We start from the raw sequence: 20,103 nt of genomic DNA on the forward strand, positions 1-20,103 counted from the left end.
AACTTCACATGTCCCAGTCGCGCCCTGCGGCCGCAAGTCTTGAGGCAGTCTTGGGGCAAGTGTCTGAAAAAAAAGTAATCTTCGCCGGCCCCGCGGTTCGCATGCACCCGCAGCCGTGCCTGTTTGCGAGGCGTGAAAGCCTCCGCGGGCGCAGCAAACCCGTTTCGTCGTTACAATCGGACGGCGCGCTGGCGCAAAATTGCGCGCGCGCTTGAATCATTTCCGAAATCGCGCGCGATTGCATGCCGACCGCGGTTATTCCGCACGCCGCGCACGAATTTTGGTCAATGCAGGATACGGTTATCGGGCCGTTAAAATCGGCCGGCCGGCATGCGACTTTGTGATGGTCTAATCGGAAATACGGATCGTGGTGTTACGTGCGCCCTCGCGCTGGACCAGCGCGAACAGGGCGGCCGCATGCGCGGGATGCAAGCGGACACAGCCGTGCGAGGCCGGCCCGCCCAGGCGGTAAATGTCGGTCGTGCCATGAATGGCGAAGCCGTAGTGGAAGAAGATCGCGTGCGGCATCGGCGAATTGTAGTATTTGCGCGAGAAGTAGCGCCGCATCATCGCCTGCGGATGGAAGGTGCCGCTCGGCGTGCCGTAGCCGCTGCGGCCCGTCGACACTGGCCAGCTGTACCGCGGCGTGCCGTCGACACGCACCGACATGCGCTGTGACGATTTGTCGATGTCCACCCTGAGGTCGGCCCGCGCCGGCGTCACGCAATATCCTGCCAGCACAAGCGCCGCAGTCACGCCCCGCATCGCGAGCCGTGCACATTGTTGGTTCATGACCAAAGCCCCGCAGCTTTTTGTCCGGCCAGCATGGTGTCGGGGCCGGACCGCGGCTGTAAAGACACCGTGAGGCGGCGGCCGGTCGAAAGCCTAATTCTTAACCCTGACGCAGCGTTGGGCTATAAGGTGATCAGCATGAGTCCCCGCCGCCTCGTCCCTCTCCTGCTTTTCGCGACACTCCTGACCGCCGGCGGCGCGCTGGCCCAGGACAAGGGCAGCGTGAACCCAAAGCCGCTGCCGCCGCTCGCCAACCCCAACGATCCCAGCATCGGCGCCAAGGAGCTGTTCGCGCGAAAGCTGCTGCCCTCGAAGGGGCCGGCGCATGTCATCGGCTCCTACACCAAGGGCTGCATCGGCGGCGCCGAACGGATGCCGCTGAACGGCGACAATTGGCAGGTGATGCGGCTGTCGCGCAATCGCAATTTCGGCCACCCCGAGATGATCGCGTTGATCAAGCGGCTCGCGGCCAGGGCGCACAAGGACGCGGGCTGGCCGGGCATCCTGGTCGGCGACATCGCCCAGCCGCGCGGCGGGCCGGCGCTGTCGGGCCATGCCAGCCATCAGATCGGCCTCGATGCCGACATCTGGCTGACGCCGATGCCCGACCATCGGCTCTCGCGCGAGGAGCGCGAGGAAATGTCCGCGGTGATGATGGTGCGGCAGGACCGGCTCGACATCGACCCGAAGGCGTTCACGCCGTCCCACGTGCTGGTGCTGCGCGACGCCGCGCAGGAGCCGGCGGTGCAGCGCATCTTCGTCAATGCCGCGATCAAGAAGGCGCTGTGCCGCGAGGCCAAGGGCGACCGCTCCTGGCTGTCGAAGATCCGGCCATGGTGGGGCCATGACTATCACTTCCACATCCGCATGCGCTGCCCGCCGGGCGCCGGCGAATGCGAGGGCCAGCCGTCGCAGTCCGAGGACGAAGGCTGCAAGGAGGCCGATCTCGCCTACTGGTTCTCTGATGCCGTGCTGCACCCCAAGCCGCCGCCGGAACCGCCAAAACCGAAACCGCCGATGACGCTGGCGCAGATGCCGGCGGCCTGCAAGGCGGTGCTGCACGCGGCGGATGCGAAACCGTAACGCTCTCCGCCGTCGTCCTGGCGAAAGCCAGGACCCATTACCCCAGGGAGGAGTTGTTGGGCGAAGTGGCAACTGCGAGTCTTCGCCAAACACAATCCTGGGGGTATGGGTCCTGGATCAGCGCTCGCTCTGCTCGCTTGTCCAGGACGACGAGCTGATATTGACGCTGCCGCCTCCTCACCGCCGTCGTCCCGGGGCGCGAAGCGAGCACGGGACTCATAACCACAGGGAGTGGTTGTGGCGCGAGCTGGCAACTCAGAACCCCCGTGACCACACCCGCCTGTGGCTATGGATCCCGGATCTGCGCTCCGCTTGTCCGGGACGACAGTGGTGATTGGGGCGCGCGGCCCGGGCTGACGAATGAGTTGATTGGTTCGCACCAGCCAAATGCGCTAGTATCGGCCTGCCGCCGCGCCGTAAGCCCGCGGCATCTCGGGACGCGCATCCCGTTCTTCAACAAGCCTGACCGCAAGCCCCGCGTCTTTCGCGTGGCCAACGATGAGATTTGACATGCGCATCCTCACCTTCCTCGCCGCGCTCACGCTCGGTGCGACCTCCGCTCTGGCCGCCGAAGAGCCGAGCGGCTGCGACAAGTTCAAATGGCCGATCGAGCGCGAGCGCGCCGCGCTGACGGCGCCGGACCGTGCGAAGCTCGTTTCGGGGAGCGAACAGGCCGCGCTGCCGTCATCGGCCATTACGCTGGGGCTGGTCGCCCCGAGCGAAGCAAAGCTGCCCACGCCGCCGGAGCGGGCTCCGAAGGACGGCACCTTTGCCGGTTTCACCGGCATCAAGACAACGAAAGCCGGGCTCTACACGATCAGCCTGTCGGCCGGCGCCTGGGTCGACGTGGTGCAGGACGGGCATGTCCTCAAGCCCGTGGCCTTCAGCGGCGCGACCGATTGCGACGGCATCCGCAAGACCATGAAATACGAGCTGTCGGCGCAGCCCTTGGTGCTCCAGGTCAGCGGCGCCAGGGACAATTTTATCTCGATCGCGATCCTGCCGAGCGAGTAGGCAAGGGTCGGACCAAAGGTCGCCTTTGACCTCAAAGGTCGCCTTTGACCTGTTCCGCCAGCCTGTTATGGTCGCGCCCAGCGATATCCCGAGGGACCGTAAGTCCGTCGGGCTCCCCGGAACAGCGCGTCCGCCGATCGCACCCCTGACTCAACCAACGCCGTCTTGCGTGCGCTATTGGCGCGCGCAGGCGCGCATGGAGCGCTCCCGATGTCCCGCCCTTCCGTACTTTTTTCCGCCTTCATCGTTTTGCTCGCGGCTTTGTCGCCCGCCGCCGCCGAGGACAAGACCATCACCGTGTTCGCCGCCGCCTCGATGAAGAACGCGCTCGACGAGATCGACGCGGCCTACACCGCGAAGACCGGCGTCAAGTTCAGCGTCAGCTATGCCGCAAGCTCGGTGCTCGCCAAGCAGATCGAGCAGGGCGCGCCGGCCGACGTGTTCGTCTCCGCCGACACCGACTGGATGGACTACGCGATCTCCAGGAAGACCATCAACGAGCCTTCCAGAGTCAACCTGCTCGGCAACAGCATCGTGCTGATCGCGCCGAAGGATTCCAAGATCGACAGCGTCGCCATCGCGCAGGGCTTCGACCTCGCCAAGCTCGCGGGCGACGGCAGGATCGCGACCGGCGACGTCAAGTCGGTGCCAGCAGGCAAATATGCCAAGGCTGCACTGGAGAAGCTCGGCGCGTGGCAGGCGGCCGAGCCGAAATTCGCCATGGCCGAGAGCGTGCGCGCCGCGCTGACGCTGGTCGCCCGCGGCGAGGCCGATCTCGGCATCGTCTATTCGACCGACGCCAAGGTCGAGCCGGGCGTCAAGATCGTCGGCACCTTCCCGGCGGACTCGCATCCCGCGATCATCTATCCCGTTGCCGCGACCGTGACCGCGAAGGGCGAGACCAGCGACTATCTCGCCTTCCTGCGCTCGACTGCGGCCAAGACGATCCTGGAAAAATACGGCTTCAAGTTCCTGATCAGCCCCACGACGTGATATCTGCGACTTGATGTCCGAGATCTCACCTGCCGAATGGACTGCGATCCTGCTCTCGCTCAGGGTCGCCGTGATCGCAACGCTGGTGGCGACGCCGTTCGGCATTGCGCTGGCATGGCTGCTCGCGCGACGCGATTTCTGGGGCAAGTCGCTGCTCGATGCGCTGGTGCACCTGCCGCTGGTGCTGCCGCCAGTCGTGACCGGCTATCTGCTGCTTCTCACCTTCGGCCGCCGCGGCCTCGTCGGCGGCTTCCTCGCCGACCATCTCGGCATCGTCTTCGCGTTCCGCTGGACCGGCGCGGCGCTCGCCTGCGGCGTGATGTCGTTTCCGCTGCTGGTACGCCCGATGCGGCTGTCGATCGAGGCGATCGACCGCAAGCTGGAGCAGGCCGCGGAGACGCTTGGCGCGGCACCGTGGAAAGTGTTCTTCACCGTGACGCTGCCGCTGGCGCTGCCCGGCGTGCTCGCCGGCATGGTGCTCGGCTTCGCGAAAGCGATCGGCGAGTTCGGCGCGACCATCACCTTCGTCTCCAACATTCCCGGCGAGACCCAGACGATTTCCTCGGCGATCTATTCGTTGATCCAGACGCCCGATGGCGATGCCGCGGCGGGCCGCCTCGTGATCGTCTCGGTCATCCTGGCGCTGGGTGCGCTGATTGCCGCCGAGTGGTTCGCCCGCCGCGCCACCGCGCGATTGCACGGGAATTGACCATGCTGCGGGTCGATGTCGAAAAGCAGCTCGGCGAGTTCTCGCTTCACGCATCGTTCACCGGCGAAGGGCGCGTCATCGGCCTGTTCGGTGCGTCAGGCGCCGGCAAGACCTCGCTGGTCAACATGATCGCCGGGCTCTTGCGGCCCGACCGCGGCACTATCGTGATCGACGGCGAGACCGTGGACGACACCGCGGCCGGCATTCATGTGCCGCCCTGGCGCCGCCGCATCGGCTATGTGTTCCAGGACGCGCGGCTGTTCCCGCATCTCAACGTTGCGCAGAATCTCGACTATGGACGACGGATGAACCGCCTTGCGCCCGATCCTGCCCAGCACAGGCGCGTCATCGACCTGCTCGACATCGGCGCCTTGCTTGACCGCCGTCCCGGAAAACTCTCCGGCGGCGAGCGCCAGCGCGTCGCGCTCGGCCGCGCGCTGTTGTCCAAACCGCGCTTGCTGCTGCTCGACGAGCCGCTCGGCGCGCTCGACGAAGGCCGCAAGCTCGAGATCCTGCCCTATCTGGTGCGGCTGCGGGATGAGGCCAACGTCCCCATGGTCTATGTCAGCCACGACGTCGCCGAGTTGCGCCAGCTCGCGACGCAAATCGTGATGCTGAAAGAGGGGCGCGTGACGTCGTTCGGCGGGGTGAAGGTGCTGACGTGAGGGGCTTGTGACGTTGCCGCTCTTTTGCTTGTCGTCCCTCAGCTCGCGAACAGCGGCCGCGCGGCGTCGGTCAGCATGCCATGCGCCCGCTTGACGTTGTCGAGAAACTGCCGCACGCTTTCCTGCCAAGTGAAAGTCAGGGCATAGGCCCGGCATTTTTCGCGCGGCACCTGCAGGGCGGCGAGCGCCGCGCGGCGCAGGTCGGCATCGAGACAGCCGCATCCGGACTCTCCGATCACATCGAGCGGCCCCATCACCGGGAAGGCCGCAACCGGCAGGCCGCACGCCAACGCTTCGAGGATCACCAACCCGAACGTATCGGTCAGGCTCGGAAAGACGAAGACATCGGCTGACGCGTAGACATCGGCGAGTGCTCGCCCGGTTCGCGTGCCGAGAAAATGGACCTGCGGAAACCGCGCCTGCAGGCTCGCACGCAACGGCCCGTCGCCGACCACGACCTTCGAGCCCGGCAGGTCCAAGGCAAGGAAAGCCTCGAGGTTCTTCTCGACCGCGATGCGGCCGACATACAGGAACACCGGCGCCGGAAAGGCGAGCGGCTGCACGCTGCGCGGACGAAACAGCACGGCATCGACGCCGCGCGACCACGGCATCAGGTTGCGGAAGCCATGCGCCTTCAGGGCCTGTTCCAGCGTCGGCGAGCCGACCATGATGCCGTCGCCGCCGTTGTGGAAACGGCGCAGTACCGCATAGCTCCACCTCAGCGGCACCGGCAGCCGCTCCGCCAGATATTCAGGAAAGCGGGTGTGATAGCTCGTCGTGAACGGATAGCCGCGGGTCTGGCAGACATGGCGAGTGATCCACCCGATCGGCCCCTCGGTCGCGATGTGCACGGAATCCGGACTCATGCTTTTGATCGCGCGCTCGATTCGCCCCACCGAGGCCAGCGCGAGGCGGATCTCCCGGTAGCCGGGCAGCGGCACGGTGGGGAAATCGCCCGGCGTGAGGAAGCCGATACTGGCGCCGAACGAAGGCGCTTCGCTGGCGAGATATTCGAGCGAGCGCACCACGCCGTTGATCTGTGGGCGCCAGGCGTCGGTTGCCACCAGCACGCGCATCAGGCGACCGCCCTTGCGAACGGCACCACGCTCGACGGCCCCGGCATCTGCTGGGGCCGCGCCTCGACCCAGCGGATGATCTCGAACCGGCCGTCATGGTGCTCGACGACACCGGTGCAGGATTCCACCCAGTCGCCGGTGTTGATGTAGCGAATGCCGAACTCGTCATGCATCGCTGCGTGATGGATGTGGCCGCAGATCACGCCCTGCGCAGCGTGCCGCCTTGCCTCCGACGACAGAACCTCCTCGAAGCGGCCGATGTGATTGACCGCATTCTTGACCCGCAGCTTCGCCCAGGACGAGAACGACCAATAGGCGAGCCCGAACCGGCTCCGGATCCAGTTGAGCCAGACGTTGGAGGCAAGCGCCGTGCGATAGCCGACATCGCCGAGCAGCGCCAGCCAGCGGGCGTGGCGTACGACGAGATCGAAGTGATCGCCATGGACGACGAGATAAGCGCGGCCGTCGACGCCCCGGTGGATCGCGTGCTCAACCACCTCGACGCTGCCAAAGGTCGAGCCGACATAGTCGCGCACGAACTCGTCGTGATTGCCGGCTACATAGACGATCCGCTTGCCGCGCCGCGCGATATCGACGAGCGCCTGCACCACTGCATTGTGCGTGCCTGGCCAGTACCAGCTCGACCGCAGGTACCAGCCATCGACGATGTCGCCGACCAGGAACACAGTGTCGGCGTCATGGTGATGGAGAAAGTCGATCAGCCGCTCGGCCTGGCATCCCCTCGTCCCAAGATGGACATCGGAGATGAACAAGCTCCTGACCTTGACGACGTCGGACGGCAAGGCCGCATCCCTGTCCGGACTCTGCGCCGGCCGGTCGCCGCGATTGTCATCGCGCAGGAATGCCATCGCGGCAGCTTCCGCCAATCCCGCGACCGCCTTCGTCACATCGCGGTTGGCGCGGCGCCGGAAGATCGAGCGATGCCAATAGACGCCGACGGCAAGAACCAGGAGCGCGAACTGGGCGCCGCGATGCCGCCCGTCGGACGCCGCGACACCGAACTGAAGGCCGGCGAGCAGGATCAGCACCGCGGCGGTGAGATGCTCAAGCGTGTGCGAGCCGGACCGAAACCGGGACAACAGGGGTCTCATGCGATCTCCTCCACAGCCTTGGGGGCGGCGATGGCGCGCGACGACGCGAGGCGCGACCGCGCGATCGCGTGCGTGTAAAGGCGAAGTCCGAGAATGATCGCGACCTCCACAGCGACGAGGATGGCGACCACCCAGAAGCCGATGCTGACGGGATCCTGACCGCTGTCGCGCAGCACATAGCCGAGGCTCAGGAACGGCATGTTCCAGATCACGGTGCCGATTGCGGTGGCGGTGACGAAGGCGCGCGGCTCCAGTTGCAGCACACCGGCCGGCAACGCCAGATAGATCCGCACGGTCGGCAGCGTCTGGCCGATCAGCGTGACCCAGAAATGGTTGCCGCGATAGGCATCGGTGAGTTGCTGATAGAACGAGGGCCGCAGCAGCACGTATTTGCCGTAAGTCCTCACCAGTCGCTCGATCCGCTGCGAGCCGAGCGCGCGGCCAAGCCCGTACCAGCCGAGCGCGCCGACGACCGATCCAACACTTGTCGCCACGACGGTCATGGCCAGCGACGCGCCGTCGGACACGGTGAGACCGAGCAGCATCAACAGAACGTAGGACGGAAACACCGGAATGAATTTCTCGGCGATCGCCAGGCAACAAATGCCCAGCAGGCCGAAGTGCAGAAACATTGCGATCGTGCTCGACGTGTCCATGGTGCCTCGATCACGCGCAGGGGGGACGGCGGCTGATCCGGTACACCGAGGCCGGAGGCAGGTTGCGATAGGTCTGCCCGATGCAACTTGCCTGCAGATCGAGATGATCGAGGATCGCATCAGGGACGGGACAGCGCGGGCCGTACGTGATCTGGTAAAACGCGCCGCCCGGACGGAGGTAGGCAAACGCGCCGCCGAGAATCGCCAGCACTTTTCCTGGCGGCATCGTGAGCAATCCGAGGCCGCTGACGACGGCGCCGACCGGCGCCCCTTCAAACAGTTTTTCTCTCACCAGCCAGGCCGCATCCATCCACAGCACGCGCGCGCCGGGGAAGCGCTGCTGCAGCAACGGGATGAAATCGGAGCCGTATTCGACCAGCGTCAGATTCTGCTGCCGGACGCCGCGATCGAGCAATGCGCGGGTGAACACGCCGGTGCCGGGGCCGAGTTCGATGACGGGGCCAGTCTCTGCCGTAATCTCCTGCGCCATCAGCGACGACGCGGCGGGTCCCGACGGCGCAACCGCTGCGACACGCAAAGGATCGCGAATCCAGGCGCGGAAGAACGGCAGGATGTCAGCAGACAACATGCGAGATCTCCCTCGCGATGCAGTCGGTCTCGCAGGTGCGGTTCAGTACCAAGGCCATTCAAATGTCTTTCCGCTTGCGCGTGTCCGCCATCGAACGCGGAGCGTCGCGCAGGTGAGCCATGTCGGGCCTGGCAGGATGATCAAGCCCGACCCAATAGTGGCTTCAGTCTCACGCCTACATTGCGAGAGTCTGTCGCGAATGCGCATCTTTCAAAAAAACATCCGCGACGTTCGCGCTGGATGGAGCCGCAAGGTTGCCGCAATGAATTGGACAAAAAGCCGGCAGCGAGCGCGAAGGAGAGACTCCTCGATGCGGCACTGTTGGTGGAACCACACCCTCCGCCGTCGTCCCGGCGAAGGCCGGGACGCATACCGCGTGATCTATCGAGAGCGTTCGGTGCGAGTACCGGCAAAGAAGAGATAGCTACCAGTCTTCGCCAAACTTCACCCTGTAGTTATGGGTCCTGGCTTTCGCCAGGACGACTTTGGGGAGGCATATCGCTTCAACAACTCACACCGCCATGACGACGCCGGGACCGCTAAACCCCCGCCACCGAGGTCCATAGCTCCGCCAGCTTGCGGCGCAGCGCCTGCCAGCGCGTCAATGGCGCGGGCGTTTCCTCGTCTTCCGGCAGGCGCAGGCCCACGACGTTGACGCGGCCGCCGGAGATGCTGCGTGCGACCAGCACGATCTCGTCCAGCGCAAGCTCAGCGCCCTCTTTCGGCGCGCGGTCGAGATGGACGTCGAAATAGTCGGCCAAGGTCAGCTTGCCTTCGTCCTCGCTCACCTTCACGCCATAGATCTCGGCGAGCTCGGCGAGCGTGTGCTCGCCGGAGACCATGAAGTCGCCGAGCAGATGCGGGTCCGGCGCGGTGCTCGGCTGCATGTCGACGAAGAAGCGGTCGAGCGACTCGGCCTTTTCCGGCGGCGCCAGCAGATAGATGTAGTCGCCAGGCGCGATCGGATCGGCCTCCGTCGGCGTCAAAATGTTCTCGTTGCGGATCACCAGCGTCGGCTTCGACCAGGACGGGATCAGGCCGCGGCGGAAGTACAGGCTCTTGGATCGCACCGGATAGCCGACGAGCTGCTGCTCGAGCTGGCCGGGCAGATCCAGTTCGACACGCCGCGGGCCGCGCTCGGCGCGCGGCAGCGCGACGTGCAGCTTGCGCGCGGCCGGCGCCAGGGTCCACCCTTGCAAGAGCAGCGAGATGATGACGACGACGAAGGCGACGTCGAAATAGAGATAGGCCTTGGACAGGCCGACCAGCATCGGGATCGACGCCAGGAAGATCGCGACGGCACCGCGCAGGCCAGTCCAGGCGATGAAGATCCTTTCGCGCCAGTTGAAGCGGAACGGCGCCAGGCAGACGAACACCGCGAGCGGCCGTGCGACCAGCATCAGCACGAGCGCGACGGCGACAGCCGGCAAAACGCTGGCGCCGAGCCGGCTCGGCGAGACCAGGAGACCGAGCAGCACGAACATCACGATCTGCGCCAGCCAGGTCGCGGCATCGAGGAAGGTCACCACCGAATTATGCGCGCGCGTAGGCCGGTTACCGATGATGATGCCGGCGAGATAGACCGCGAGGAAGCCCGAGGCATGCATGATCTGCGAGCCGCCGAAGATCACGAGCGCGCCTGTGGTCACGAACGGCGCATGCAGGCCCTGCGGCAGCGCCACCTGGTTGAGCGCGATGACGACGAGACGTCCGCCGAAGAAGCCGACGACGGCGCCCAGCACCGCCTCCTGCAGGAACTCCATCAGCACGTGCCCCGCCGAGCTCGATCCCAGCGAGATGTATTCGACCAGCATCAGGGTGAGGAAGATCGCGAAGGGGTCGTTGGTGCCGGACTCGGCCTCCAGCGTCGCACCAACGCGCGGACGCAGGCGCAGGCCCTGGGTATGGACCAGCAGGAACACGGCGGCCGCATCGGTCGAGGCTACCACGGCGCCGACCAGCAGCGACTCCGTCCAGTTGAGGTCGAGCGCGTATTTGGCGAACGGCGCCGTGATCAGCGCGGTCAGCAGCACGCCGACAGTCGCGAGCACCACGGATGGCGCAAGCACGGTGCGGATGCTGGCAAAGCGCGTCTTCAGGCCGCCGTCGAACAGGATCAGGGCCAGCGCCACCGAGCCGACCAGATAGGTGGTGCGGACGTCGTCGAACTGGATCTGCCCGGGACCGGAATCGCCCGCGAGCATGCCGATCACAAGGAAGACGAGCAGCAGGGGCGCGCCGAAGCGCAGCGCAAGCAGGCTCGACAGGATACCCGCCATCACCAGGACGGCGCCGAGCAATATGGCGAGGCTGACAGAGTCGAGAGAGGCCATCCACCTTCCGGGTAAAAATAGCTGGATTTGCATCCTTATCGTCGCTGCACCGGCGCGCCAACCCATTTTCTCCCGCTCGCGGCAATCTGCCCGTATTTTGCGGCCTTAACGCGCTTCACATAGCGGTGTATCGATGGCCGGGCCGCACCCTTTGTGGGATTCTGCAGCGCCCTCGAATCAATTCCTCCCCCGCTTCCCGACGAGACCGATGGACATGGACCTCAAAGACTTCATGGAGTTCGTGCAGACGACCGCACGCAGCGTCGGGGCGGAGATTTCCTCACCCTGGTTCTACCTGCAATTTGGTCTCATTCTCGCGGCAGCCGGCATCGCCTATGCCGCGGAAGCCGGCGTTCGCAACCGCGTCGACATGACATCGCTGGCGATGGGCTGGCCGCTGCCGCTCCGGCACTTCTCCCGCGTCATGGTCTCCAGTGCCTCGACGGCGGTGTTCACCCTGCTCGTGATCATCTCCCGCTTCGTGATGTACCATGCGACCTGGCCGAGCCGCAGCTATCTCTTGATGGTCGCCGCCAAGATGGGGCTGGCCTGGCTCGCGATCCGGCTCGTGACCTCGGTGCTGCGCAACGCCTTCATCGTCAAGCTGGTGTCGATCACGGCGTGGTTCGTCGCCGCGCTTTCCATCCTCGGCCAGCTCGACGCGACGATCGACCTGCTCGATTCCTTCGCGATCGTGCTCGGCGGCCTGCGGCTGACCCCGCTGCTGGTGATCAAGGCCGGCGCGCTGCTGCTCATCGCGCTGTGGGCCACCAACATCGCCAGCAATTTCGCCGAGAGCCGGATCAACTCGACCACCGATCTGACGCCGTCGGTGCAGGTGCTGCTGGTCAAGATCATCCGCATCGGACTTCTGGCCATCGCAATCGTCATTGCGCTCGGCGCGGTCGGCATCGACCTCTCGGCGCTCGCGGTGTTCTCCGGCGCGGTCGGCGTCGGCATCGGTATCGGCCTGCAGAAGATCGTCGCCAATTTCATCTCGGGGATCATCCTGCTCGCCGACAAATCGGTGAAGCCCGGCGATCTCGTCACCATCGGCGACAACACCGGGCGCATCAGCGCGATGAAGACGCGTTATATTTCCGTCGCCGCCGGCGACGGCCGCGAGTTCCTGGTGCCGAACGAGGACCTGGTGACGCAGAAGGTCGTCAACTGGACCTATACCGACAAGAACACGCTGGTGAAGATCGCCTTCGGCACCAATTACGACGCCGACCCCAGGCTGGTCTGCAAGCTCGCCATCGAGACGGCCATAGCCCATCCCCGCGCGCAGAAAGCCAAGCCGCCGAACTGCATCCTGACCGAGTTCGCGGAGGCCGGGATGAAGTTCTCGCTGACCCTCTGGCTCGCCGACCCCGACGGCATGGACAATGTCAAAAGCGACGTGATGCTGGCGCTATGGGAGGCCTTCAAGCGCGAGGGCATCCGGGTTCCCTATCCGGTCCGCGAAATCCGCGTCCGCGGCGGCGCCCTGCCGGTGGAAACCACCGTAGAAGTCCCGAATTAGGCCCGCTTTCGGGCGCAAGGCCCACGCTCGGCTTGCATGAAGGCCCGCGATCATTAGATTAGGGCCTGAAATCAAGCCCTTTCCACCGCATCGAGCCCCGCAAAGACCATACAAGCATGAGCTACGTCGAAGCCACCGATACCTCCCTGCGCAAGACCGGACAGATCAAGCTGCATGGACCGAGCGCCTTTGCCGGCATGCGCAAGGCGGGCGCGCTGGTAGCCAAGTGCCTCGACGAGCTCACCGACATTGTCGGGCCGGGCGTGCCGACCGAGCGCATCGACCAGTTCGTCCGCGACTTCGCCTTCAGCCATGGCGCCTATCCGGCGACGCTGATGTATCGCGGCTATCGCTACTCGACCTGCACCTCACTCAACCACGTGGTCTGCCACGGCATGCCCGGCGACCGTCCGCTGAAAGAGGGCGACATCGTCAACATCGACGTCACCTTCATCGTCGACGGCTGGTACGGCGATTCCAGCCGGATGTATGCGATCGGCCCGATTGCGCGCAAGGCCGAGCGGCTGATCGAGGTGACCTATGAAGCCATGATGCGCGGCATCGCGGCGGTGAAGCCCGGCGCCACCACCGGCGACATCGGCCACGCCATCCAGAGTTTCGTCGAACCGCAAGGCATGAGCGTGGTGCGCGATTTCTGTGGCCATGGTCTCGGCCGCATGTTTCACGACGAGCCGAACATCATCCATATCGGCCGGCCCGGCGAAGGCGTCCAGCTCAAGCCCGGCATGTTCTTCACCATCGAGCCGATGATCAATCTCGGCAAGCCGCATGTGAAGATCCTCTCCGACGGCTGGACCGCCGTCACTCGCGACCGTTCGCTGTCGGCGCAGTTCGAGCACTCGGTGGGCGTGACCGCGACCGGCGTCGAGATCTTCACGCTGTCGGAGCGGCACGGCGAGAAACAGATCGGGTGATCCCGGCGCGCGTCCTATCGCCGGCGGCGGAATGACGACGGCGGCCGCCTGTAGGTCGCGGCAAAAGCATCGTTGAAGCGGCGGACGCTGCCGAAGCCCGCCGCAAACGCAATCTCCGCCAACGTCATCTCAGTCTGGTCGATCAGACGCTTGGCTTCCTGCACCCGGCGGGTCGCCGCGATCTCGCTCGGGCTCGCGCCGGTGTGGCGCATGAACAGGCGCAGCAGATGACGCGGCCCGACCCCAAGCGCTTCTGCAAGCTCCACCATCGACGCGCGATCCAGAAAACCGTCGTTGATCAGGCGCATGCCGCGCGCAACGGTGGTGGCGGTCCCCATCCAGGCCGGCGACCCCGGCGCCGCTTCCGGCCGGCAACGCAGGCATGGGCGGAAGCCGGCGCGCTCCGCAGCCGCAGCGGTCGGATAGAAGGTCACGTTCTCGGAGCGCGCGGGGCGAACCGGACAGACCGGCCGGCAATAGATCCGCGTCGAGCGGACACCCGAGAAGAACAGGCCGTCGAACGCGCGCGCACGCGCCAGCCGCGCCCGGTCGCATGTGTCCCAGTCGAGATGCGGTGGCAGCGTTTGCCGATGTGCCGAACCTGTCGCCATCGCGGAAGAATAATGACCGCGCGGCTCGCCGAGTAGCTGAAATCGGACTCGGTCGGGCGATGAGGTCCGAATTCAGCCAGCCTGCGCCGTCGCTCCGGATCATGGTGCCGACACATCCTGGAGCACATCGCATGGACACACAGGCGCAACAGACGACGTCAGAACAAACCACGCTCGCGTTCGAAATCGGGCTCCTGCTGCTGCTGGCGCTGATCTGGGGCAGCTCGTTCACGCTCATCAAGGTCGCGATCCCCTCGATTCCGCCTTTCACGATGGTCGCGGCGCGGGTGACCATCGCGGCCATTCTCCTGCTCCTGATCGCTCGCGCGCAGGGACACGCCCTTCCCCGCCGGGGATCGGTGTGGGCTGCGTTCCTCGTGCAGGGCCTGCTGCAAAGCGCGCTGCCGTTCACCCTGATCAGCTGGGGCGAGGCGCATATCGCCAGCGGCCTCGCCGGCGTGCTCAATGCGACTCCGCCGATGTTCGTGCTCGCAATCGCGATGATGAGCGGGCGCGGACGGCAGACCGTCAGCGGCCGGAAGATCCTCGGCGTCGCTCTTGGCCTTGCGGGCGTTGCCGTGACCATGGGCGGCGACGCGCTCTCGGGGATCGGCACGACCGCTCCGCTGGCGCAAGCGGCCGTGCTGTGCGCGAGCCTCTGCTACGCGGTCGCGCCGATATGGGGACAGCGCTTCTCGGGCCTTCCCGCGATCGTCACGGCCGCCGGAGCCATGAGCTGCGCAGCGGTGCTGATGCTCCCCGCGGCCGCCGTTCTCGAACGGCCATGGACGCTGGCGCCGCCGCCCGCGCAGGCGATCGCAGCGGTGATCGCAGCGGTGATCGCGCTCGCGGTGATCTGCACGGCGTTCGCGATGGTGATCTATTTCCGGCTGATCCACACGCTTGGCCCGCTCGGCACGACCAGCGGCAGCTATCTGCGCGCGGGCTTCGCCGTGGCGCTCGGCACCGCGTGGCTCGGCGAGCGTTTTAGCTGGTCCAGTCTTGCCGGAATGGCGCTCATCCTCGCAGGCGTGGTGGCGGTCACGGTGCCCGCTCCTGCACGGACCGGCAAGACAGCGACCGGCGCACCGTCCCGCAATTGACGGTTGCAAAAGCGCAGGTCCCCGGCGATGCTGGCGGCCGATGCCCGCCAAAGCCGACCACGACAAGACCAAGCCGGAGGACGCGCCGCACTATCACGGCCATCGCGAGCGGTTGCGCGAGCGCTTTTACAGCGCCGGGGCGGATGCGCTCAGCGACTACGAGCTGTTGGAGATGGCGCTGTTTCCGGCGCTGCCGCGGCGCGACACCAAGCCGCTCGCGAAGACGCTGATCAAGATTTTCGGCTCGTTCGCCGAGGTCGTGCACGCGCCGGTGGCGCGCTTGCGCGAGATCGACGGCATCGGCGAATCCGCGATCCACCAGCTCAAGCTGATCGCAGCCGCCGCGCATCGCGTCGCCAAGGGCGAGGTCAACAGCCGCAACGCGCTGTCGTCCTGGAACGAGGTGATCGACTATTGCCGCACCAGCATGGCCTTTGCCGACAAGGAGCAATTCCGTCTGCTCTTCCTCGACAAGCGCAACCAGCTCATCGCCGACGAGGTGCAGCAGACCGGCACCGTCGACCACACCCCGGTCTATCCGCGCGAGGTGATCAAGCGCGCGCTGGAGCTGTCGGCAACCGCCTTGATCCTGGTGCACAACCACCCCACTACCCCCTATTCGATCACGCTAGATCACGCTTGATCCCTCTGAAACACCTATAAAATTAGTTTTTCCTCGCATTGCGTGGTGGGGGCGTTCATGGCAAATTGGGAGCGGTTAGAGGGATAGAAAACGGTTTTCCGATCCCAGTAAACGATCCCCGCTTCTCCCCGACCGATCCCAGTTGCGGAACAGTAGAGACGCCATGCCAAGCCTGACCGACACCGCGATCCGACATGCGATGAAACGCGTCGAACTCAGCCGGAAACAAGAAAACCTCGCAGATGGTGAAGGTCGCGGCACCGGCCGTCTCGTTCTTGTCCTCAAACCGATGCCCAAGCGCGTGACCGCTGAGTGGATGGCGCAGCAATGGCGCGACGGTAAACGCGCTAAAAAGAAGCTCGGCGCCTATCCGTCAACGTCCTTGGCCCAGGCGCGCGAGGTCTTCAAGCGTGACTACGCCGATGTGATCCAGAAGGGCCGGAGCATCAAGATCGCAACAGATACCCGCCCCGGCACCGTCGCTGATCTGTTCGAAGGCTACGTCGGGTCGCTCAAGGCCGCCGGGAAGCCGTCCTGGAAGGAGACGGAGAAGGGCCTCAACAAGATCGCCGATACGCTCGGACGCAACCGGCTCGCGCGCGAGATCGAATCTGAGGAGATCGTCGAGCTTATCCGGCCGATCTACGAGCGTGGCGCCCGCTCGATGGCCGATCACGTGCGATGTTACATCCACGCGGCTTATAGTTGGGGGATGAAATCGGACAACGATTATCGGAATACATCCCCGCGCCGCTTCCGTATCCCATTCAATCCGGCCTCGGAAATTCCGACCGAACCTAAGGTTCAGGGCACGCGCTGGCTCAACGAGGAAGAGTTCGTACAACTCTATCGCTGGCTGGAATGCCCCGATACGCCGGTTCATCCCTCCTATCCTCGCGCCGTGCAGCTGATCATGCTGACTGGTCAACGCGTCGAGGAAATCGCGCGCCTGCATGTCGATCAATGGGATGCGCCGGAGAAGATCATCGATTGGTCCAAGACCAAAAACCTTCAGCCGCACGCTGTTCCAGTGCCGTCGACCGCCGCCGAATTGATTGAGTCGATCAAGCCAAATAAGTACGGCTGGTTCTTTCCCTCAGCGAAGGACCCATCCAAGCCCGTAAGCCACGGTACGCTCTATAGCTTCGTTTGGCGTCAGCGGGACCGCGGCGTGATCCCCTACGCAACAAATCGGGACCTTCGGCGAACCTTCAAGACGCTGGCCGGCAAGGCGGGCGTGTCCAAAGAAATTCGAGATCGTCTGCAAAATCATGCGCTCCAGGACGTCAGTTCCAAGAACTATGATCGCTGGCATTACATGCCCGAGAAGCGCGCGGGAATGGCAAAGTGGGACAAGTTCGTGCGCGCCATGCTGGCGAGGAAGCGCTTGAAGGTGGCCGCGTGAGCAAGCGACCTTCCAAATCCCTCTCGGCCCGAAAAGGGGCCAAGCCAACGACCGAAATTGACGCCCAAAGCTATTCGGCGTTCGTCAGCGACGTTAAACGGAAGATCGCGGAGGCGCGGCATCGTGCCGCTCTCTCGGTGAACCGTGAGCTGATCCTGCTTTATTGGAACATCGGACGCGATATCCTCGCGCGACAGGACCGGGAGGGATGGGGCGCCAAGGTCATCGATCGTCTAGCCGACGACCTGGGCCGAGCCTTCCCTGAGATGACCGGGCTCTCGGCCCGAAACCTGAAGTATATGCGCGCCTTCGCGGAGGCGTGGCCGGATAGCGGATTTGTGCAACAGGTTGTTGCACTTTTGCCTTGGGGCCATAACGTCCGCCTGCTGGATGCAGTCAAGGCGCCCGAGGAGCGCGCTTGGTACGCCCACCAAGCGATTGAACACGGATGGAGCCGCAACGTCCTCATCCATCAGATCGATAGCAACCTGTTCGCGCGCCAGGGCAGCGCGCTCACAAATTTCTCGCGGACCCTGCCAGCCGAGCAATCGGAGCTCGCCCAGCAGATCCTGAAAGACCCCTACACTTTCGACTTTCTATCGCTCGGCCCCGAGATGCTCGAGCGTGACCTCGAACGTGGGCTGATCGAGCACCTCCGGTCGCTCATCCTCGAACTTGGTAAGGGCTTTGCCTTCGTCGGCAGCCAGTATTATCTCGAGGTCGCCGGCCAGGACTACTATCTTGATCTACTCTTTTATCACCTTCGATTGCGCTGCTTCGTGGTAATCGAACTGAAGATCGAAGACTTCAAGCCCGAATTCGCAGGGAAGATGAACTTTTACCTCTCGGCAGTTGACGATCAACTCCGGCACCGCGACGATCAGGCGACGATCGGCATCGTCCTCTGTAAGGGCCGTAACGAGGTGATCGTCGAATATGCTCTACGCGACGCGAGCAAGCCGATGGGTGTAGCGCAATATCAGCTCTCACCTGCACTGCCGCCCCAGCTTCAGCAAGACCTGCCGACTGTGGAGGAGTTCGCTCGTGAATTTCCGCTCATGTCTCTCGTCAAAATGCGCATGGAGATCGAGAGAGCCCTGCACGACTTTATGGACGACCACGGCTTTGCTCCGACTCGACCGACTGGCCTCAGCGACATGCTGCGCGAACTGCATCGTCGCAGCCTCGCCCCCGCCAGCACCGCGCAGCTTCTGGACTCACTGAGAGTCATGAACGAGGCCGCGCACGGTATGGACGTCGACCCGACGACCGCGGAGCAAGCCGTCGATGTCGGCACAGTTTTTCTAAACGAACTTCAAAACCTGCGTGGAAATGGCCCCGTTAACGGGGAAACATCATGATCGAGGACGTGTTTTTTCGCCCTTACCCTCAGCAGATCTAATGGGGCGATCTGCCGACCGCTGAGATTCACCAACTTTTCGTTCAGGTTGCACACATCATCTTCGGCGATCTTGTTGAGCCTTTGCAACTCAACGATGACTTCTTCAAGCGCGCGCACGACGCGCTGGCACGCGACGCGGGCGTCTCTACGACGCGCCGTCCTGGGATGCCGCTTGCGGGGAATTCCTGACCGAGATTGATGCCGATCAGATCCTGCGCGCAGTCCTGTTCGCGTAGCGCCAGAAATCCTGACGGTCCGTCATTCCTTACTTGGCCAGTCGCCGGAGCTAGCAGCCGTTAGCCGACGACTTTGCTAGAATCTAGCTGAGGCGCTGTTCCGGCAGATCGCCGATCTTCACTCCATGGTGCAACCCTCCCGTGGAAACGACGTAGCCCATCACGCCGTCCTTCGATTTGACGAATGCCACCGTGGATTGCCCACCAGAGAACGTGATTTGTCCGGACGCAATTTCCAGCGCTGTGTTTTCTCCGAGGTAGTGATGGAGCGTGATCGGGCGTTCCGTGACTTCAATCTCCAGTACGTAAGTGAATATGATATCCTTCACCTGGAAGCGTTGGCTCAGATTGTCGATAACGAAGAATCCATCCATGGGAACAATGACTTGACCGTTGAAGGTCTGGCGTGTGGTCGATTTACGGACGTCGGGAGGCAGTTTGTCGATGATGTGGGATTGAATACCCTCGCCGGTGTAGGGCAAGCCGTCAGGCGTATAGACCGTGGATGGATTCGTGACCTTTCGCTCGTCTTCCACCACGCGAACGCGGGCGTCGACCGCGGTGAAGTTGTAGAATTGGCCGATGATGGTGACAGTGCGAATCCATTCAAAGGATTCCGCCTCGGCCAAATTCATGCACGTCAGGTTCAGCGCTTTAGCCTTGGTGCGAGCCGTACTTGTAAAGCCGTTCGCAGCGACTACGATTCCGTGATGGATCCCGGTCTTTTCGCACTTCTTAGCGAAAGCCTCGATCTGAGGAACTCCCACCTTTCTCCCTTGGTCCCTGCACTCAATGGCGGTCAGGTTCGGCCCGTGATGGGTATGACGGATAATCACCACGTCATGTTCGCGAAGCCGCCCGGTGTCCTTGTCGGGCAACCGTAAGGAGGAAGCCACGGTCACTCCGTCGTGGTGCGCGAACATGCGCTCTAAGACAGCGACCAAATGATGGAATCGCTGACCGGGTCGTTCAAGAGAGACGGTTTCCTTCACGGCTCAGATCCTACGTCCACCTGTCAACCTTGTACTCCAAATAGGACGACCAGCCTTCCATCTTTCGAAAGGAGACCTTAGAGGCCTGTGGAGTAGACATAGTCGAGTTCGTCGCGAATCTCCCGTTCGACATCGAGCGGCTTGAGCTTCACCCGCCAAGTTCTTCATCGCGAAACCTGTCCTCCGAGCCCACGCCCAGAAGCTACAATTTTCGTGGCGACGAAGCGTA

The 20,103-nt window shown here is 64.1% G+C and carries 19 protein-coding genes; 11 read left to right on the forward strand and 8 right to left on the reverse strand.

Features of this window, described 5'->3' with window-relative positions; translation table 11 throughout:
• Positions 1 to 348: 348 nt before the first annotated feature.
• A complete protein-coding gene (locus tag EI171_RS02190) occupies positions 349 to 792 on the reverse strand; it encodes a L,D-transpeptidase (protein ID WP_246740430.1) in 444 nt (147 codons plus the stop codon).
• A gap of 138 nt (positions 793 to 930) precedes the next feature.
• Between EI171_RS02190 and mepA the strand changes: the two genes are divergently transcribed.
• The 5 genes from mepA (at position 931) to modC (ending at position 5,256) form a co-directional block, all read left to right on the forward strand.
• Complete coding sequence (gene mepA, locus EI171_RS02195) at positions 931 to 1,875, forward strand: penicillin-insensitive murein endopeptidase (RefSeq protein WP_161532456.1); 945 nt, start codon at positions 931 to 933, stop codon at positions 1,873 to 1,875.
• Between the two features lie 510 nt (positions 1,876 to 2,385).
• Positions 2,386 to 2,889 (forward strand): hypothetical protein, encoded by a 504-nt coding sequence (locus EI171_RS02200; RefSeq protein ID WP_060910008.1) that lies wholly within the window; start codon positions 2,386 to 2,388, stop codon positions 2,887 to 2,889.
• A gap of 210 nt (positions 2,890 to 3,099) precedes the next feature.
• Entirely contained in the window at positions 3,100 to 3,882 is a 783-nt protein-coding gene (gene modA, locus EI171_RS02205; protein WP_060910007.1) for a molybdate ABC transporter substrate-binding protein, read from the forward strand.
• Positions 3,883 to 3,895: 13 nt separating this feature from the next.
• Complete coding sequence (modB, locus tag EI171_RS02210) at positions 3,896 to 4,591, forward strand: molybdate ABC transporter permease subunit (protein ID WP_011090882.1); 696 nt, start codon at positions 3,896 to 3,898, stop codon at positions 4,589 to 4,591.
• A 2-nt stretch (positions 4,592 to 4,593) separates the two neighbouring features.
• Positions 4,594 to 5,256 carry a molybdenum ABC transporter ATP-binding protein gene (modC, locus tag EI171_RS02215; protein WP_060910006.1) on the forward strand — a complete coding sequence of 221 codons (663 nt, stop codon included), beginning with the start codon at positions 4,594 to 4,596 and terminating at the stop codon, positions 5,254 to 5,256.
• A 38-nt stretch (positions 5,257 to 5,294) separates the two neighbouring features.
• Here modC and EI171_RS02220 read toward each other — a convergent pair whose 3' ends face one another.
• The 5 genes from EI171_RS02220 to EI171_RS02240 all read right to left on the reverse strand — a co-directional run bounded on the left by EI171_RS02220 (position 5,295) and on the right by EI171_RS02240 (position 11,022).
• The gene (locus EI171_RS02220) at positions 5,295 to 6,332 is read right to left on the reverse strand and encodes a glycosyltransferase family 1 protein (protein ID WP_060910005.1); all 1,038 of its coding nucleotides are present in this window, start codon (positions 6,330 to 6,332) and stop codon (positions 5,295 to 5,297) included.
• Complete coding sequence (locus tag EI171_RS02225) at positions 6,332 to 7,201, reverse strand: UDP-2,3-diacylglucosamine diphosphatase (RefSeq protein WP_161536897.1); 870 nt, start codon at positions 7,199 to 7,201, stop codon at positions 6,332 to 6,334. The genes EI171_RS02220 and EI171_RS02225 overlap by 1 nt, the downstream gene beginning before the upstream one ends.
• Positions 7,202 to 7,440: 239 nt before the next feature.
• Entirely contained in the window at positions 7,441 to 8,100 is a 660-nt protein-coding gene (locus EI171_RS02230; RefSeq protein WP_161532457.1) for a DedA family protein, read from the reverse strand.
• Between the two features lie 10 nt (positions 8,101 to 8,110).
• Entirely contained in the window at positions 8,111 to 8,689 is a 579-nt protein-coding gene (locus EI171_RS02235; protein ID WP_161532458.1) for a class I SAM-dependent methyltransferase, read from the reverse strand.
• A gap of 539 nt (positions 8,690 to 9,228) precedes the next feature.
• Positions 9,229 to 11,022 (reverse strand): potassium/proton antiporter, encoded by a 1,794-nt coding sequence (locus EI171_RS02240; RefSeq protein WP_028175936.1) that lies wholly within the window; start codon positions 11,020 to 11,022, stop codon positions 9,229 to 9,231.
• A 208-nt stretch (positions 11,023 to 11,230) separates the two neighbouring features.
• Here EI171_RS02240 and EI171_RS02245 point away from each other — a divergent pair, with 208 nt between their 5' ends.
• Positions 11,231 to 12,547 (forward strand): mechanosensitive ion channel family protein, encoded by a 1,317-nt coding sequence (locus EI171_RS02245; protein WP_028175937.1) that lies wholly within the window; start codon positions 11,231 to 11,233, stop codon positions 12,545 to 12,547.
• Positions 12,548 to 12,663: 116 nt separating this feature from the next.
• Positions 12,664 to 13,482: a type I methionyl aminopeptidase gene (gene map, locus EI171_RS02250; RefSeq protein WP_011090891.1), complete on the forward strand. Its 819-nt coding sequence runs from the start codon at positions 12,664 to 12,666 to the stop codon at positions 13,480 to 13,482.
• A 14-nt stretch (positions 13,483 to 13,496) separates the two neighbouring features.
• Here the strand turns inward: map and EI171_RS02255 are convergent, their stop codons facing one another.
• Positions 13,497 to 14,093, reverse strand: coding sequence for a bifunctional transcriptional activator/DNA repair enzyme AdaA (locus tag EI171_RS02255; RefSeq protein ID WP_161532459.1), 597 nt, complete (start codon positions 14,091 to 14,093; stop codon positions 13,497 to 13,499).
• A gap of 131 nt (positions 14,094 to 14,224) precedes the next feature.
• Between EI171_RS02255 and EI171_RS02260 the strand changes: the two genes are divergently transcribed.
• The 4 genes from EI171_RS02260 to EI171_RS02275 all read left to right on the forward strand — a co-directional run bounded on the left by EI171_RS02260 (position 14,225) and on the right by EI171_RS02275 (position 18,605).
• Positions 14,225 to 15,196, forward strand: coding sequence for a DMT family transporter (locus tag EI171_RS02260; RefSeq protein ID WP_161532460.1), 972 nt, complete (start codon positions 14,225 to 14,227; stop codon positions 15,194 to 15,196).
• Positions 15,197 to 15,236: 40 nt separating this feature from the next.
• Positions 15,237 to 15,839, forward strand: coding sequence for a RadC family protein (locus EI171_RS02265; protein WP_161532461.1), 603 nt, complete (start codon positions 15,237 to 15,239; stop codon positions 15,837 to 15,839).
• 163 nt (positions 15,840 to 16,002) lie between these two features.
• Complete coding sequence (locus EI171_RS02270) at positions 16,003 to 17,244, forward strand: site-specific integrase (protein ID WP_161532462.1); 1,242 nt, start codon at positions 16,003 to 16,005, stop codon at positions 17,242 to 17,244.
• Positions 17,187 to 18,605 (forward strand): YhcG family protein, encoded by a 1,419-nt coding sequence (locus EI171_RS02275; RefSeq protein ID WP_161532463.1) that lies wholly within the window; start codon positions 17,187 to 17,189, stop codon positions 18,603 to 18,605. The genes EI171_RS02270 and EI171_RS02275 overlap by 58 nt, the downstream gene beginning before the upstream one ends.
• A 360-nt stretch (positions 18,606 to 18,965) precedes the next feature.
• Here the strand turns inward: EI171_RS02275 and EI171_RS02280 are convergent, their stop codons facing one another.
• Entirely contained in the window at positions 18,966 to 19,874 is a 909-nt protein-coding gene (locus tag EI171_RS02280) for a restriction endonuclease (protein WP_161532464.1), read from the reverse strand.
• Positions 19,875 to 20,103 lie beyond the last annotated feature (229 nt).

The organism is Bradyrhizobium sp. LCT2 (assembly GCF_009931255.1).
Taxonomy (GTDB): domain Bacteria; phylum Pseudomonadota; class Alphaproteobacteria; order Rhizobiales; family Xanthobacteraceae; genus Bradyrhizobium; species Bradyrhizobium diazoefficiens.

Bases quoted from the DNA above. Each gene is read 5' to 3' on its own strand.
- map (WP_011090891.1), top strand. From the start codon at position 12,664: ATGAGCTACGTCGAAGCCACCGATACCTCCCTGCGCAAGACCGGACAG.
- EI171_RS02260 (WP_161532460.1), top strand. From the start codon at position 14,225: ATGGACACACAGGCGCAACAGACGACGTCAGAACAAACCACGCTCGCG.
- EI171_RS02270 (WP_161532462.1), top strand. From the start codon at position 16,003: ATGCCAAGCCTGACCGACACCGCGATCCGACATGCGATGAAACGCGTC.
- EI171_RS02265 (WP_161532461.1), top strand. From the start codon at position 15,237: ATGCCCGCCAAAGCCGACCACGACAAGACCAAGCCGGAGGACGCGCCG.
- EI171_RS02245 (WP_028175937.1), top strand. From the start codon at position 11,231: ATGGACATGGACCTCAAAGACTTCATGGAGTTCGTGCAGACGACCGCA.
- modC (WP_060910006.1), top strand. From the start codon at position 4,594: ATGCTGCGGGTCGATGTCGAAAAGCAGCTCGGCGAGTTCTCGCTTCAC.
- modA (WP_060910007.1), top strand. From the start codon at position 3,100: ATGTCCCGCCCTTCCGTACTTTTTTCCGCCTTCATCGTTTTGCTCGCG.
- EI171_RS02240 (WP_028175936.1), bottom strand. From the start codon at position 11,022: ATGGCCTCTCTCGACTCTGTCAGCCTCGCCATATTGCTCGGCGCCGTC.
- EI171_RS02255 (WP_161532459.1), bottom strand. From the start codon at position 14,093: ATGGCGACAGGTTCGGCACATCGGCAAACGCTGCCACCGCATCTCGAC.
- modB (WP_011090882.1), top strand. From the start codon at position 3,896: ATGTCCGAGATCTCACCTGCCGAATGGACTGCGATCCTGCTCTCGCTC.
- EI171_RS02235 (WP_161532458.1), bottom strand. From the start codon at position 8,689: ATGTTGTCTGCTGACATCCTGCCGTTCTTCCGCGCCTGGATTCGCGAT.
- EI171_RS02230 (WP_161532457.1), bottom strand. From the start codon at position 8,100: ATGGACACGTCGAGCACGATCGCAATGTTTCTGCACTTCGGCCTGCTG.
- mepA (WP_161532456.1), top strand. From the start codon at position 931: ATGAGTCCCCGCCGCCTCGTCCCTCTCCTGCTTTTCGCGACACTCCTG.
- EI171_RS02220 (WP_060910005.1), bottom strand. From the start codon at position 6,332: ATGCGCGTGCTGGTGGCAACCGACGCCTGGCGCCCACAGATCAACGGC.
- EI171_RS02200 (WP_060910008.1), top strand. From the start codon at position 2,386: ATGCGCATCCTCACCTTCCTCGCCGCGCTCACGCTCGGTGCGACCTCC.
- EI171_RS02190 (WP_246740430.1), bottom strand. From the start codon at position 792: ATGAACCAACAATGTGCACGGCTCGCGATGCGGGGCGTGACTGCGGCG.
- EI171_RS02225 (WP_161536897.1), bottom strand. From the start codon at position 7,201: ATGGCATTCCTGCGCGATGACAATCGCGGCGACCGGCCGGCGCAGAGT.